12 protein-coding genes are annotated in these 14,701 nt (G+C 65.0%); 6 read left to right on the top strand and 6 right to left on the bottom strand.

Going from position 1 to position 14,701, the window contains the following annotated elements; all coding sequences use genetic code 11:
- Positions 1 to 47: 47 nt before the first annotated feature.
- On the bottom strand, positions 48 to 2,807 hold the full coding sequence (locus K3148_RS06685) for a [protein-PII] uridylyltransferase (protein ID WP_221426519.1): 2,760 nt from the start codon (positions 2,805 to 2,807) through the stop codon (positions 48 to 50).
- Positions 2,804 to 4,504 (bottom strand): class I adenylate-forming enzyme family protein, encoded by a 1,701-nt coding sequence (locus K3148_RS06680; RefSeq protein WP_221426518.1) that lies wholly within the window; start codon positions 4,502 to 4,504, stop codon positions 2,804 to 2,806. Before K3148_RS06680 ends, K3148_RS06685 begins: the two co-directional genes overlap by 4 nt.
- 171 nt (positions 4,505 to 4,675) lie before the next feature.
- Between K3148_RS06680 and lgt the strand changes: the two genes are divergently transcribed.
- The 3 genes from lgt to K3148_RS06665 are packed head-to-tail and all read left to right on the top strand — an operon-like array spanning position 4,676 to position 7,080.
- Positions 4,676 to 5,554, top strand: a complete 879-nt coding sequence (lgt, locus tag K3148_RS06675; protein WP_221426517.1) for a prolipoprotein diacylglyceryl transferase — start codon at positions 4,676 to 4,678, stop codon at positions 5,552 to 5,554.
- Positions 5,551 to 6,606: a class I SAM-dependent methyltransferase gene (locus tag K3148_RS06670; protein ID WP_221426516.1), complete on the top strand. Its 1,056-nt coding sequence runs from the start codon at positions 5,551 to 5,553 to the stop codon at positions 6,604 to 6,606. Before lgt ends, K3148_RS06670 begins: the two co-directional genes overlap by 4 nt.
- Before the next feature lie 60 nt (positions 6,607 to 6,666).
- Entirely contained in the window at positions 6,667 to 7,080 is a 414-nt protein-coding gene (locus K3148_RS06665) for a DUF2147 domain-containing protein (RefSeq protein WP_221426515.1), read from the top strand.
- Between the two features lies 1 nt (position 7,081).
- Here K3148_RS06665 and K3148_RS06660 read toward each other — a convergent pair whose 3' ends face one another.
- The 4 genes from K3148_RS06660 to K3148_RS06645 form a co-directional block, all read right to left on the bottom strand.
- Positions 7,082 to 8,620 carry an ABC transporter permease/substrate-binding protein gene (locus K3148_RS06660; protein WP_221426514.1) on the bottom strand — a complete coding sequence of 513 codons (1,539 nt, stop codon included), beginning with the start codon at positions 8,618 to 8,620 and terminating at the stop codon, positions 7,082 to 7,084.
- A complete protein-coding gene (locus K3148_RS06655) occupies positions 8,617 to 9,384 on the bottom strand; it encodes an ATP-binding cassette domain-containing protein (RefSeq protein WP_221426513.1) in 768 nt (255 codons plus the stop codon). The genes K3148_RS06660 and K3148_RS06655 overlap by 4 nt, the downstream gene beginning before the upstream one ends.
- Positions 9,381 to 9,839, bottom strand: a complete 459-nt coding sequence (locus K3148_RS06650) for a hypothetical protein (protein ID WP_221426512.1) — start codon at positions 9,837 to 9,839, stop codon at positions 9,381 to 9,383. Before K3148_RS06650 ends, K3148_RS06655 begins: the two co-directional genes overlap by 4 nt.
- Positions 9,840 to 9,926: 87 nt before the next feature.
- The gene (locus K3148_RS06645; RefSeq protein WP_247711663.1) at positions 9,927 to 11,456 is read right to left on the bottom strand and encodes a sensor histidine kinase; all 1,530 of its coding nucleotides are present in this window, start codon (positions 11,454 to 11,456) and stop codon (positions 9,927 to 9,929) included.
- A gap of 150 nt (positions 11,457 to 11,606) precedes the next feature.
- Here K3148_RS06645 and K3148_RS06640 point away from each other — a divergent pair, with 150 nt between their 5' ends.
- From K3148_RS06640 to K3148_RS06630, 3 genes are read left to right on the top strand one after another with little or no spacing between them, the layout of a single operon-like run.
- Entirely contained in the window at positions 11,607 to 12,773 is a 1,167-nt protein-coding gene (locus K3148_RS06640) for an isovaleryl-CoA dehydrogenase (protein WP_221426511.1), read from the top strand.
- Complete coding sequence (locus K3148_RS06635; protein ID WP_221426510.1) at positions 12,770 to 13,075, top strand: alkylphosphonate utilization protein; 306 nt, start codon at positions 12,770 to 12,772, stop codon at positions 13,073 to 13,075. The genes K3148_RS06640 and K3148_RS06635 overlap by 4 nt, the downstream gene beginning before the upstream one ends.
- A 10-nt stretch (positions 13,076 to 13,085) precedes the next feature.
- Positions 13,086 to 14,696, top strand: coding sequence for a carboxyl transferase domain-containing protein (locus K3148_RS06630; protein WP_221426509.1), 1,611 nt, complete (start codon positions 13,086 to 13,088; stop codon positions 14,694 to 14,696).
- Positions 14,697 to 14,701 lie beyond the last annotated feature (5 nt).

Genomic DNA, 14,701 nt, shown 5'->3' with positions numbered 1-14,701 from the left:
ATGCCGGAATTGCAGTCGTGACGCAACAATCTTCCTGCAAACGTATGCTAAGCGTCTTCCAAGCGTGCCTGCATTGCATCACCTGCCGCGTCCATGAGTCGCGCTTCGAGGCGGTCCTGCCGCTCCCCGCCGGCCAGTTTCCCGCCCGTAAGATCGGTGACGTAGAAGGTATCGACCGCGCGCTCGCCGTAATTGGTGATGTGGGCGGAATGGACGACCAGCCGGTCTTCGAACAGGACCCGTGCGAGGCGGTTGAGCAGCGCCGGGCGATCGCGCGCGTTGACCTCGATCACAGTGAAGCGGTTGGACGCCTTGTTGTCGAACAGCACGCGCGGGCTGACATCGAAGGCCTTTGAGCGGCTGTGCGGCAAGGGCCGCTGGGCCAGCTTCGGGGTGAGATCGATCCGGTTGGCCAGCGCATCGGCGATACTTTTCTTGAGTCGCTCCAACTGCTGTTCTTCGCGGAAAGGCGCGCCATGCGGGTCCTGCACGAGGAAATTGTCGAGCGCCCAGCCGGTGCGCGAGGTGTGGATGCGCGCGTCGATGATGTTGCCGCCGGCCAGATGGATGCCGCCTGCTATGCGGTAGAAGAGCCCGGGATGGTCCGAGGCGATGACCGTGACCAGCGTCGCCCCGCGCGCTTCGTAATATTCGCAATGGACCGATAGCTCGTGGCCCATCTCCCGCGCGGCGGCGTAATGCGCAAGGTTGAGCGCGAGGATGTCGACCGGCTCGGCGATCCAGTAAGCATCGCCGAAGCTCGCGCCGTGTTCCTCCACCAGCGCGGCCTTCTCTCCCAGAAGTTCGGCAACTTGAGCCCGTTTGGCCGCGACCTTTTCCTTGCGGCCATGGCGCATATGGCCAAGCCGCAGCCGCTCGGAGGACACATCGTACAGCTCGCCCAGCAGCTGGCCCTTCCAGCTGTTCCACGTCCCTGGCCCGACCGCGCGAATGTCGACCGCGGTGAGGATGGCAAGGTGGCGCAGGCGCTCGAGCCCCTGCACCTGTCCGACGTAATCCTCGATCGTCTTTGGATCCGTGAGATCGCGCTTCTGCGCGGTGTGGCTCATCAGCAGGTGGTTGAGCACCAGCCAGGCGACGAGTTCCGTCTCGCTTTCGCTTAGGCCGAAGCGCGGGCATAATTCGTATGCGATCTCCGCCCCCAGCACCGAATGGTCGCCCCCGCGCCCCTTGGCGATGTCGTGAAGCAGCGCCGCGACATAAGCGACCCTGCGCGAATTCACCTTGTGGATCAGCCTTGTCGCGCGCGGGTGGTCCCCCTTCAGCTCGCCCTTCTCGATCCTGTTGAGCAGGCCGATGGCGCGGATCGTGTGCTCGTCCACCGTATAATGGTGGTACATGTCGAACTGCATCTGCGCGTTGACCTTGCCGAAATCGGGCACGAAGCGGCCGAAGACGCCCGTCTCGTTCATCCAGCGCAGCACCATTTCGGGATCGTTGCGACCGCACAGCAGGTCGAGGAAGAGCGCGTTTGCCCGAGCATCCTCGCGCACTTCGCTATCGATCAGCTTCGCATCGCGCGCCGCCTGTCGCATGGTCTCGGGATGAATTTCCAGTTCCTCGCTCTCGGCGATCTGGAAGATCTCGACGAGGCGCACCGGGTCCTTGGCGAACCAGTCGTCCGAAGGCGCGGCAATTCGCCCGCCGAACACCCGGTAGCCCTTCACATCGCGCGCCTTGGGCCGCCAGCCGGCGAAAAATCCCTTTCGCGCCGAACTCTTCGCCAGATCGTCCTCGATATGGGCGAGGAAGACGCCGGTCAGGCTGCCGACCCGCTTCGCCTGGAGGAAATAGAACTGCATGAAGCGTTCGACCGCGCGTCGGCCCGGGCGTTCGGCGAAGTTCATCCGCTCGGCCACCTGCCGCTGCAAATCGAAAGTAAGCCGGTCCTCGGCGCGCCCCGTGATGATGTGCATGTGGCAGCGCACGGCGAGGAGGAAGCGTTCGGCGCGGCGGAAATTGCGGTATTCGGCCTCGGTCATCAGCCCCGCGCCGACCAGTTCCGACGCGCTGGAAACGCGGTGGATGAACTTGCCGATCCAGTAGAGGGTCTGCAGGTCGCGCAGGCCCCCCTTGCCGTCCTTCACATTGGGTTCGACGACATAACGGCTGTCGCCCATCCGCTTGTGACGATTGTTCCGCTCTTCCAGTTTCTGCATGAGGAAAGCGCGCTCGTTCCCCTTCACGACCTCCAGCGTGTAGCGGCGTTCGCCCTCCTCGTAGAGATCGCGGTCGCCCCAGACATACCGCCCTTCAAGGAGCGCGGTGCGGATGGTGAGATCGTCCTTCGCCAGCCGGATCGCCTCGTCCAGCGTGCGGGTGGAATGGCCGACCTTCAGCCCCAAGTCCCACATCAGGTAGAGCATCGCCTCGACCACCTGCTCGCACCAGGCGTTGCGGCGTTCGCCGACGAGGAAGGCGATGTCGACATCCGAATGCGGCGCCATCTCGGCGCGCCCGTATCCGCCCACCGCCATCACGGCGAGCCGCTCGCCCGCGCTGCGGTTGGCGTTGGGGTAGGTGTGATGCGTCACATATTCATGGATGACCCGCACCAGCTGGTCGACGAGGAAGGAATAGCCGCCCGCCACCGCGTGGCCGGCCGAGGGTCGCGCCTCCAGCCGCCGCTCCATCTCGGCGCGCCCGCTTTCGAGCGCGGCCTTGAGCAAGTCGACGACGCCTTGGCGCGATTGTGCGCCCTGATCCTCGACCAGCGCCTCGATCCGGGAGGCGATTTCGCGCCGGTCGAAGATCGCGCGCTGGTCGGGGATTACGGGTTCGGTCAAGCGGCCTTGATGCTTTCTGCGTAAGTCGCCTTCACGCTGCGCTTGTCGACCTTCTGCGTGCCGAGGCGCGGCAGGTGGTCGCTGGCGCGCCACAGGTGCGCGGGCACCTTGAAGGCGGCGATATGTTCACGCAGGAACTCGGTCAGCTCTTCGGGGCTAAGATCCTTGCCCTCATGCGTGAAATAGACCGCGGCCGGGATTTCGCCGAGCCGCTCGTCGGGAACGCCGAACACGCTGCATTCGGCGACGGCGGGATGCGCGTAGATGGCTTCCTCCACTTCGATGCAGGAGATGTTCTCGCCGCCGCGGATGATGATGTCCTTCTTGCGGTCGACGATGAAGAGGTACTCGTCCTCGTCGAGATAGCCGAGGTCGCCGGTGCGGAAATAGGCATCGTCGGTATAGGCCGCCGCGGTCGCTTCCTCGTTCTTCCAATAGCCGAGGAAATTGGCGACCGAACGGATGCAGACCTCGCCCACTTCGCCCTGCGCCAACTTGTTACCGTCATCGTCGAGGATGGCCATGTCCACCAGCGGCCTCGACGGCATGCCGGTGGAGCCGGGCTTGTTGATGTAGTTTTCGTTCAGATTGCCGCAGCCGACCGCGTTGGTCTCGGTCAGGCCGTAGCCCAAGAGCGGGAAGCCATCGGGGAAAGCCTCCTTGATCTTGGTGACGTGCTCGGGCGGACGCGGCGCGCCGCCGGCGGCGAAGCTCTTGCACTGCGAAAGGTCGAACTGGTCGCGTTCGGGGTGCGTCGCCATCTCGTAGCTCATGAGCGGGACGCCGACGAAATAGGTGATCTTTTCCTCGTCGAGCAGGCGCAGCGCCTCCCGCGCGTCCCACTTGGGCATCAGCACCAGCTTGCGGCCAAGCGCAAAGCTCTGGAGGAACAGGGGCACCTCGCCGGTGACGTGGAACAGCGGCACGGCGACCAGCGCGCTAGGCTGCACGGTCGGCGCTTCGCCGCGCGCGGTCAAAATTTGCAGGATCATCGCGGTCTGCGCAACGTAATTCATCGTGCCCGAGACCACGCCCAAATGATCGGAATAGGCGCCCTTGGGATTGCCGGTCGAACCCGAGGTGTAAAGGATGGTGGCGAGGTCTTGCGGACCGATTTCGCCGAGCATCTTCATCGCCGTGTCGCCCGGCTCCCAGATTTCGGCGAGACCTTCCGACGGCACGCCGTGGTCGAAGACGACGACCTTGGACTTGATGTCCTGCCCTTCGAAACGCTTGGCGCGCTGCGGGTCGGCCAGGACCAGCGAGCATTCGCACAAATCGATGCCGTAGGCCATTTCCTCGCCGGTCCACCAGCCGTTGAGCAGCGTGGCGCAGCCACCCGCCATCAGCGTGCCCATATAGGCAAGGATCCAGTTGACCGAATTGCGCGCGGCGATGCCGACGCGGTCGCCCTTCTGGAGGCCGTGCTTCGTCACCAGCCCATGCGCCACGCAGGTCGCCGCGGCGTAGACTTCGCCGAAGGTCATGCGCAGATCGCCATCGACCAGGAAAACCGCGTCCTTCTTTTCCGGATCGTTGCAGAAGTGGGCGAAATAATGCGCCAGGCTGGGCGGGGCGTTCTTGAAGGAAGGCATTTCGACGCCGCGGCGCGTCGTGGGGACGGTTTCGAACATCTGTCCGGGAGCCGTGACGGCGGCAGTGAAACGCTGGATGTCCTTGTCGAGTTCGGTCGGCATGGTGGTGTCAGGTCCTCTCCATAATGCGTGCGCGGGCAAATCCGCAGCTCCCGGCAAATACCGGTGAAGGATGCGAGACAGGCTTTCCCCAAAAGGCCTGCTATGCCAAAAGCCGCCCCGAAACGGGTCGCGCCGATGCGGCTTTCGAGATGTCTCTAAGGGGATAAGACCTTGCTGTCACTACTGGCCGCCACTGCGGCTGCTTCGGAACCGATCCAGTGGGCGGAGCTGGGCCTGCGCCCCTATCTGTTCGAGATCGGCAGCTTCCAGCTGCGCTATTATTCGCTCGCCTACCTGCTCGGCATCCTGTTCGCCTATTGGCACCTGTCGAAGATGATCAAGTCGCCCGGCGCCCCGCTGGCGCAGCGCCATGCGGACGATCTTTTCTTCTACTGCACGCTCGGCGTGATCCTCGGCGGCCGGCTCGGCTATGCCGCTTTCTACCAGCCCGAACTGTTCGGCGGGGTCGAGCTGTTCCAGCTGTGGAACGGCGGCATGAGCTTCCATGGCGGGGTAATCGGCGTGCTGGTGGCGATCAGCTGGGTTGCCTGGCGCGGCGGCCTCAACTGGCTGCGCGTGTGCGATTACATCGCAGTCAACGTGCCGATCGGCTACATGCTGGGCCGCATCGCCAACTTCATCAACGGCGAACTCTACGGTCGCCCGGTCGAAGGGGATGTGCCCTGGGCCATGGTCTTCCCCGGCGGCGGCGATCTCGCACGCCACCCGAGCCAGCTCTACCAGGCGGGACTTGAAGGCCTGCTGCTCGGCGTCCTGCTGATCGCGCTCTTCTGGAAGACCCGTGCGCGCTACCGTGCCGGCCTCCTCGTCGGCATCTTTACCGTCGGCATGGGGCTGGGCCGCTTCGTCAACGAGTTCTTCCGCGAACCCGACGCGCATCTTGCCTATGTCGTCGCGGAAACCGGCCTCAGCCGAGGTCAGTGGCTGAGCCTGCCGATGATCGCGGTGGGCGTGGCGGTGATGATCTACGCGCTGATGAAGCCGCCTGTCGGGGGCAAGAAGACCCCGTCGAAGCCTCTGGCGGCATGAGCAAGGGCGGGTCGACCACCGAACTCGCCGCCAGCTTCCGACGGCTCATAGAGCGGCACGGGCCGATGCCCGTGTCGCGCTACATGGGCGAAAGCAACGCGCGCTATTACACCAGCCGCGATCCGCTGGGTGCGGGCGGGGACTTCACCACCGCGCCCGAAATCAGCCAGATGTTCGGCGAGATGGTGGGCCTGTGGATCGCCGATCTGTGGAGCCGCTCGGGGCGGCCCGACGCAGCCTACGCCGAGCTTGGCCCCGGTCGCGGCACGCTGGCGCGCGATGCGCTGAGGGCGATGGCGAGCCAGGGATTGCGACCACCCATCCACCTCGTTGAAGGGTCTGCCGCGCTGCGCGAAGTGCAGGCCGGCGCAGTCGCGGAAGCGCAGTTTCACGAGAGCATCGACACGCTCCCCGACGACCGTCCGCTGTATATAGTCGCCAACGAATTCCTCGACGCGCTGCCGATCCGCCAGCTGGTGATGACGGAGCGCGGCTGGCGCGAACGCATGGTCGCCCTCGATGGCGAGCGCTTCGTCTTTGCCGCCGGACCCAACCCGATGGACGACGCCGTGCCCGAAGGCCGCCGCGCGGCAGAGGTCGGCACGGTCCTCGAAACCTGCCCCGGTGCCGCTGCGGTGATCGAGGATATTGCCCGCAGGATCGACCGGCAGGGCGGCGCGGCGCTGTTCATTGACTATGGCTATCTCGAACCCCGCACGGGCGAGACGCTGCAAGCGGTGAAGGCCCATCAGAAGGTCGGCGTATTCGACGCGCCGGGCGAAATGGACCTGACCGCGCTGGTCGACTTTGCCGAACTTGCGCAAATCGCCCGGCGCGAGGGGCTGGCGGTGGAGACGGCGACGCAAGGCGCATGGCTCGATGCCATGGGTCTCGGCCTGCGCGCCAAGGCACTGAGCGAGCGCAGCCCCGCCCATGCGGACGAGATCGCGCGCGCCTACAAGCGGCTCACCGGAACCGGCGAGATGGGCGAATTGTTCAAAGTCATGGCGATCACGCCCCGGCAGGCCCCGCGCGGCGCGGGCTTCGGCTGAGGTTCATCGGGCGCGCGCCACACACGCCATAAGCGCCTCCCGCCTTCGGAGACTACCGAGATGAAGAAGCCCGTCCTCGCCCTTGCCGCCCTCTTGCTTGCATCGCCCTTGCTGGCGGCGCAACCGGTCGAAGGGCGCTGGGTGACCGAGGAACGCGATGCGGTCATCACGATTGGCGATTGCGGGAAGTCCCTGTGCGGACGGATCACCAAATTCCTCGTCGCCCCGCCGCAGGGCGTGGACCAGCGCGACGTCAACAACCGCAACGCCAGCCTGCGCAATCGCAAGCTGCTCGGCATGCCGGTGCTGACCGGGTTCATGGAGGATGGGGATGAATGGCGCGGCCAGATCTACGATCCCAAGAGCGGCAAGACCTATCGCTCGATCATCCGCCGCCTGAACGCCACGACGCTGCAAGTAAAGGGCTGCCTCGGCCCCTTCTGCCAGACGCAGACGTGGAAGCGCGCGCGCTGAGCTAAAGTCCCGCGCGCTCGGCCAGGAGCCGCGCCGCTTCGTCGAAGGAGAGCTTGTCCTCCTCGCGGTCGACCGAATAATTCGCCTCGCGCATGGCGGCGACGTCGATTGCGGCGACCAGCGGGGTTAGCGCGTCCACCAGCGCCGCGTCACGTCCGGCCTCAGGGCTTAGCAACAACACAGCGTCGTAATTCGGAAAGGCCCCGCGCGGATCCTTCAGGATGACCAGCCGATCCGCCTCGATCCGCCCGTCGGAGGTATAGGCGCCAATGACATCGGCCTCCCCAGATTGCAGCGCGTTGTACATGAACGTCGGCGAGAAATTGCGTTTCTCGGCAAAGCGCAGGCCATAGGCATCGCGCACCGCGATCCATTCGGGACGCTCGAAGAATTCAGGATCGCCTCCGATGGTCATCGCCTGCCCGCGTGCCGCGAGATCGGCGATGCTTTCGAATTGTCCGGAAGTCGCGACCTCCTGCCTCATGGCGAGGCCATAGGCGTTTTCGAAGCCGAGCCGCCCGAGCATTTTGATCCCCGTGTTCTCGGTTTCCCACTGCTCGATCGCGGCGTACATCTCGTCGCGCGGGAGAGTGTCCTCGCGCTTCATCTGGTTGGTCCAGATCGTGCCCGTGTAATCGACATAAACATCGATCTCGCCGCTCGCCGCTGCGCTGTGCGCCACCGCCGACCCCAGCCCGTCGCGATATTCGACCGCGAATCCTTCCGCCTCGAGCCGCTGCCCAATCAGCCGCGCAAGGATATATTGCTCGGAAAACCCCTTCGCCCCAATGACCACGCGGTCCTCGTCCTCGCCCCCGCCGAATTGCGCGAACAAGGCCGCGCCAACGCCGAGCGCGACTGCCATTAGCCCGCCGACAACAAGGCCGCGCTTTCGCTCGCGAAACCCGCGCTCGATCGTGCCGAGCAAGGTGTCGGCCAGCAGCGCGAGCCCGGCGCTGGCGATGCAGCCCGCCAGCACCAGCACCCAATTCTGCGTCTGCAGCCCGGCGAAGATCGGATCGCCGAGGCTCTTCTGCCCGATGGTGGTGGCGAGGGTGGCGGCCCCGATGGTCCAGACCGCGGCCGTGCGGATGCCCGCCATTATGTAGGGTGCGGAAAGCGGTGCTTCGACCAGCAGCAGGCGCTGTCGAAAGCTCATGCCGACACCTTTGGCCGCCTCGATCACGCCGGGATCGAGATTGGCCTGCGCGGTGACCGCGTTCCTTAAGATCGGCAGCAGCGCATAAAGCGCCAGCGCAAGCAGGGCGGGCAGGAAACCAAGCGTCGGCAGCCACTCGCCGAAAACCGCGCGCAGGCTCAAGAGGATCGGGAAGAACAGCGCGAGGAGGGCGAGCGCCGGGATGGTCTGCACGAGGCTGGCGAAGGCAAGGGCAGTTCGCGCGACTTTTTCCGAGCGGCTCGCCCAAACCGCCAGCGGCAGCGCGACGGCGATGCCCAGCGCGATGGCCGCCGCCGAAAGCAGCACATGTGCGGCCAGCTGGTCGCCAAGCCCCAAGAGCGCGTCCCACAAACCGCTCATCGCGAAAGCTCCGCCAGCCGCTCTGCCTGGTGACGCGGCACGGCGACCAGTGCTTGAGCGACCTCGCCCCCCTTACCCGCGACCAGCGCGGCAGGCGTTTCGTCGGCCACGATCCGGCCGGCGTCCATGACCAGCACGCGGTCGGCGAGCAGCAGCGCCTCGGCCATGTCGTGAGTGACCATCACGGTGGTCAGGCCCAGCTCTTGATGCAGCGCCCGGACGCGCTCGCCCAAGGCATCTCGCGTTACCGGGTCGAGCGCACCGAAGGGCTCGTCCATCAGGAGAAGGTGCGGGTCCGCCGCAAGCGCGCGCGCCACGCCGACGCGCTGGCGCTGGCCGCCCGAAAGCGCGTCGGGCATGCGCGTAGCGAGATCCGGCTCGAGTTCCACCAGCCGCAGCAATTCCTCGATGCGCAAGCCCGCGAGGCATTCGCCCGCCAGCCGGGGACCGATGGCGATATTTTCCGCCACGCTCATATGCGGAAAAAGGCCGATCGACTGGAAGACGTAGCCGATACGGCGGCGAAGGGCGGGGAGCGGCTGCGCGGAGACATCCTCGCCCTCGAACAGCACCTCGCCCGCGCTAGGATCGATCAAGCGGTTGACGGTCTTCAGCAGCGTCGACTTGCCCGACCCCGACGCGCCAACCAGCGCCACAAACTGCCCGCGGGGAATTTCAAGGGAAACGTGTTCCACCGCGCGCGTCTCGCCATAGCTCTTGGCGAGATCGCGAAACTGTACGGCAGGTCCCTCGTGTGTGCTCACTCCGGCGCGTCACCCTCTGCATCGCCTGCCGGTTCGTAGGCAACCTTCTCGAGTTCGATCCGCCGCCCGCCGGGACCCGTGGCGGCCATCAACCCGTCCTTGGTGCGGCCCGGCATCCAGCATGTTTCGACGCCATTCTCGTCCTCCGGTTCGAAACACAACTGCTTGCCCTCCGGACCTTCGGCATAGCTCCACTTCCCTTCCTGGAAGGGATCGCCGTTGCGCAGGTCGCGATAGGTGCCGTCGCCGTCGAGATAGGTGACATAGCGCGCGCCGTCATTCGAGCGGGCACGCCAGGCCGTTTCGGCCAGCGTATCGGGGGGAGGGGCGGAGGTAGGCGTGGCCTCTGCCGTCGCTGTGTCGCCCTCTGCCGCGCTTCCGCCACTGTTTTCTTCCTGCGGCGTGCAGGCAACAAGCCCGACAGCAAGGGCGATGACGGCGGGATGCATGCGCATGGAAGCTTTCCTCTCTCTTGGGCTGCCGAATCCATAGCAGGCCGCGCGCGCTTGGCGACCCTTGGTTCGCGCCAACGGGTCGTGTGGCTAGTCGAGGATATTCTTGCGCGGGAAGACGATGCGGACTTCCAGTCCGGTTTCGCTGTAGCTGCGTTCGATCGACCCGCCGAGCTGCCCTTCGACCGCCATGCGCAGCAGGCGCGAGCCAAAGCCCTCGTTCTCTTCGGGCGGCGTGTAGCCGCAGGGGATCGCGCGCTCTTCCCAGACGATGCAGACCGTGCCCTCGCCCTCGCAATCGTCCTCCACCGTCACGCGGACCTGTCCTTCGGGACAGGATAGCGCGCCGTATTTGGCCGAATTGGTGGCGAGCTCGTGATAGACCAGTGCCAGCGGCGTGGCCGCACGCTGGCCGATCTTCACGCCGGGGCCGGTGACGACGAGCCGCTCCGCCTCAGCGCTTTCATAGGGCGCGAGCAGGTCGGACAGCAGGCCGGAGAGCGTCTCGCCCTGACGCCCGCCCAGCGGCCGGACGTAATCATGCGCCGTGCCCAGCGCGCGGACCGTTTCGGACAGGTCGCGCGCGAAGTCCTTCACCTCGTCCTTCCCGCGCGAGCGGATCGCGATGAGGCCGGAAATGACGGCGAAGATATTCTTGATCCGGTGCGAGAGTTCGCGCGCCAGAAGGTCGCGCGATTCCGACAGGCGGCGCATGGTGTCGATGTCGATGACCGTGCCGAACCAGCGCGTTTCGTTCCCTTCTCTCGCCACCGGTACCGCGCGCGACTGCACCCAGCGATAGGAGCCATCGGCCATGCGGATACGCCACTCGTCCTCGAAGGTTTCTTCCTTCGCCACGCATTCGCGAAACTTGGCGACGGAGGCGTCCCAGTCTTCGGGATGGATCGCCTCGCGCCATTCCTCGGTGCGGGTCGGCACGGGAAGACCGGTCGTTTCGCCCCAGCGGGCGTTGACATAGGTGAAATTGCCGCTGGGATCACCCATCCAGGCGATACCGGGAACGCTGTCGATCATGTCGCGCAAGTCGGCTTCGCGCCGCTCAACCGCCTCGACCGCGCTCTGGCCCAGACGCATCTGCGACATTCGCCGCATGACGGCGCGCGCGAGAACCCTGAGGCCTTCCATCTGAAAATCGCTCAGTCCGCCGGGCCTTGGCGTCGTATCGATAACGCAGAGCGCCCCCAGAGGCGCACCCTCGGTCGAAACCAACGGCACGCCGGCGTAAAAGCGCAGCCCCATCTCGCCCGTGACAAGGCCATTGTCGGCAAAAAGCGGATCCTTGGTCGCGTTTTCGACGACCATCGGCTCCGGACGCAGCATGGCGTGCGCGCAAAAACTGTCCGAGCGAGGAGTGCCGTCGCGGTCCAGTCCATGTTCGGCTAGGAAATTCTGCCGTGTGCGCTCAACCACAGTGACCGAAGCGTAGGGCACATCGCAAAGTTTCGCGGCGAAATCGGCGATTTGCTGAAGCTCGTCGTCGTCGGACAACGCATCGGTGCCGTAGGCGGCAAGGACGGAAAGGCGTTCGTCCTCGCTGCAATATGCAGGGTCCGGAGCGCGACCTTCGGGCCAGAGGATGTTCTCTTTTTCGTACAGCACGATGGTTTTGCCCCTTAAGCGATAAGGTCGGCAAAACAAAGGGTTTAACCTTCCGTTTTTGCAAGCTGTCCTTATGAGGTTTGCCCCGCGCGCAAGGCTCGGCTACGGGCCACCGCGCATACGAATTTTCGCGACGCCTTTGGAGAGACCATGCGCGCTACACCCGATTTCGATTTCCAGCTTGGCGAAAGCGCCGAGATGATCCGTGAAAGCGTCGGCCGCTTCGCCGACGAACAGATCCAGCCGCTCGCCGACAAGGTCGATCGCGAGGACTGGTTTCCGCGCGAACTGTGGGAGCCGATGGGCGAGCTTGGTCTCCACGGCATTACCGTTGCGGAAGAGGATGGCGGCCTCGGCCTCGGCTATCTCGAACACGTCATTGCGGTCGAGGAAGTCAGCCGCGCGAGCGCCTCCGTGGGCCTCTCCTACGGCGCGCATTCCAATCTCTGCGTCAACCAGATCGCACGCTGGGGCAATGACGATCAGAAAGCGAAATACCTGCCGAAACTTATCAGCGGCGAGCACGTCGGCAGCCTTGCGATGAGCGAAGCGGGAGCGGGCTCGGACGTTGTCTCGATGAAGGCCAAGGCCGACAAGGTCGATGGCGGCTATGTCCTCAACGGCACGAAATTCTGGATCACCAACGCGCCCTATGCCGACACGCTGGTGGTCTACGCCAAGACCAATCCCGAAGCTGCCAGCCGCGGCATCACCACCTTCCTGATCGAAAAGGATTTCGACGGCTTCTCGATCGGCCAGAAGATCCAGAAGGTCGGCATGCGCGGCTCGCCCACGGCGGAGCTGGTGTTCGACGACTGCTTCGTGCCCGAAGAAAACGTGATGGGCCCCGAAAACGGCGGCGTCGGCGTATTGATGAGCGGCCTCGACTACGAGCGCGTGGTCCTCGCCGGCCTCCAGCTGGGCGTGATGCAGGCTTGCCTCGACACGGTCATTCCCTACCTTCGCGAACGCAAGCAATTCGGAAAGCCCATTGGCAGCTTCCAGCTGATGCAGGCCAAGGTCGCCGACATGTACGTCGCCCTCCAATCGGCCCGCGCCTACACCTATGCCGTCGCCAAAAGCTGCGATGCGAACAAGACCACCCGTTTCGACGCAGCCGGCGCGATCCTGCTGGCGAGCGAGAATGCCTTCCGCGTGGCCGCCGAGAGCGTCCAGGCGCTGGGCGGTGCTGGCTATACGCTCGACTGGCCGGTTGAGCGCTACATGCGCGACGCCAAGCTGCTCGATATCGGCGCGGGCACCAACGAAATCCGCCGCATGCTGATCGGACGCGAATTGATCGGGGCTGCCGGGTGAGCAGCGACGAAGACTACGTCTACGACGAGGAAAGCGGCGAATGGATGCCCGCTTCCGAACTGGCGGCGAAGCAGGCGGCTGCCGAACGCGTCGAAGTTCGCGATGCGGTCGGCAACCTTCTCGAAGATGGCGACCAGGTGACGCTGATCAAGGACCTCGAGGTCAAGGGCGCAGGGCAGACGCTCAAGCAGGGTACGCTGATCAAATCGATCCGGCTTACCGGCGACGCCCAGGAAATCGATTGCAAATACCCCGGCATCAAGGGTCTGGTCCTGCGTGCCGAGTTCGTGAAGAAACGCTAGGGCCGACATTATGACCGCACCCGTTCTCACATCCACACTCGACCGTGAAGCGCCTGACGCAAAGGCGCGTTTCGAGCACAACAAATCGCTCGCTGCCGACCTGCGCTCCACCGTCGCCGCTGCCGCTCTGGGTGGCTCTGAAGGCAGCCGTGAGCGCCATGTCGGGCGGGGCAAGCTTTTGCCGCGCGAGCGGGTGGAGCGGTTGCTCGATCCGGGCAGCCCGTTCCTCGAAATCGGCCAGCTTGCCGCCAATGGCATGTACGGCAAGGACGAGATCAACGGCGCTGGCATGATCGCCGGGATCGGCCGAGTCTCGGGCCGTCAGGTGATGATCGTGTGCAACGACGCGACGGTGAAGGGCGGCACTTATTATCCGATGACGGTGAAGAAGCATCTTCGCGCGCAGGAGATCGCGCAGGAGAACCGGCTGCCATGCATCTACCTCGTCGACAGCGGCGGGGCGAACCTGCCGCATCAGGCCGAGGTCTTCCCCGACCGCGACCATTTCGGGCGCATCTTCTTCAACCAGGCGAACATGTCGGCGCTCGGCATCCCGCAAATCGCGTGCGTCATGGGCAGCTGCACCGCAGGCGGGGCCTATGTGCCCGCCATGTCGGACGAGACGGTCATCGTGCGCAACCAGGGCACGATTTTCCTCGCCGGACCGCCGCTGGTAAAGGCCGCGACGGGTGAGGAAATCAGCGCCGAGGATTTGGGCGGAGGTGATCTCCACGCGAAGAAATCGGGCGTGGTCGACCACCTCGCCGAGAACGACGAGCACGCGCTCACCATCGTGCGCGATATCGTCAGCCACCTTGGTGGGAATTATGCCGCCGCGCAGGGCGTCGAACTGAAGGAACCGCGCGCGCCGAAATTCGACGCCGATGACCTCTACGCAATCGTGCCCGACGATGTGCGCGCGCCCTACGACGTGAAGGAAATCATCGCGCGTCTCGTCGACGGTAGCGAATTCCACGAGTTCAAGCAGCATTACGGCAGCACGCTCGTTTGCGGCTTTGCGCATATCTGGGGCATGCCTGTGGCCATCCTCGCCAACAACGGTGTGCTGTTTTCCGAAAGCGCGCAGAAGGGTGCGCATTTCATCGAGCTGGCCTGCCAGCGCCGCATCCCGCTGCTGTTCCTCCAGAATATCTCGGGCTTCATGGTCGGCGGGAAATACGAGGCCGAGGGCATCGCCAAGCATGGCGCAAAACTGGTGACCGCTGTCGCCACCGCCACCGTGCCCAAGGTCACCGTGGTCATCGGCGGCAGCTTCGGCGCCGGCAATTACGGCATGTGCGGCCGCGCCTATTCGCCGCGCTTCCTCTTCACCTGGCCCAACGCGCGCATCTCGGTGATGGGCGGCGAGCAGGCCGCATCGGTCCTCGCCACCGTCCACCGCGACGCCGACAGCTGGACCGAAGAACAGGCCGAGGAATTCAAGGCCCCGATCCGCCAGAAATACGAGGACGAAGGCAACCCCTATTACGCCACCGCCCGCCTGTGGGACGACGGCGTGATCGACCCCGCCCAGACCCGCGACGTGCTGGGCCTAGCCTTCGCCGCGACGCTGGAAGCGCCGATACCCGAAAAGCCGCAATTCGGCGTGTTCCGGATGTAGTCCGG

Origin of the sequence: Qipengyuania aurantiaca, from assembly GCF_019711375.1 — a bacterium.
GTDB classification, from domain to species: Bacteria; Pseudomonadota; Alphaproteobacteria; order Sphingomonadales; family Sphingomonadaceae; genus Qipengyuania; species Qipengyuania aurantiaca.
This window is presented reverse-complemented; position numbering and strand designations above follow the sequence as displayed.

What these genes read in the sequence shown, in the direction of transcription:
- K3148_RS06680 (WP_221426518.1), bottom strand. Translation starts at nt 4,504, where the DNA reads ATGCCGACCGAACTCGACAAGGACATCCAGCGTTTCACTGCCGCCGTC.
- K3148_RS06670 (WP_221426516.1), top strand. Translation starts at nt 5,551, where the DNA reads ATGAGCAAGGGCGGGTCGACCACCGAACTCGCCGCCAGCTTCCGACGG.
- K3148_RS06665 (WP_221426515.1), top strand. Translation starts at nt 6,667, where the DNA reads ATGAAGAAGCCCGTCCTCGCCCTTGCCGCCCTCTTGCTTGCATCGCCC.
- K3148_RS06660 (WP_221426514.1), bottom strand. Translation starts at nt 8,620, where the DNA reads ATGAGCGGTTTGTGGGACGCGCTCTTGGGGCTTGGCGACCAGCTGGCC.
- K3148_RS06650 (WP_221426512.1), bottom strand. Translation starts at nt 9,839, where the DNA reads ATGCGCATGCATCCCGCCGTCATCGCCCTTGCTGTCGGGCTTGTTGCC.
- K3148_RS06640 (WP_221426511.1), top strand. Translation starts at nt 11,607, where the DNA reads ATGCGCGCTACACCCGATTTCGATTTCCAGCTTGGCGAAAGCGCCGAG.
- K3148_RS06630 (WP_221426509.1), top strand. Translation starts at nt 13,086, where the DNA reads ATGACCGCACCCGTTCTCACATCCACACTCGACCGTGAAGCGCCTGAC.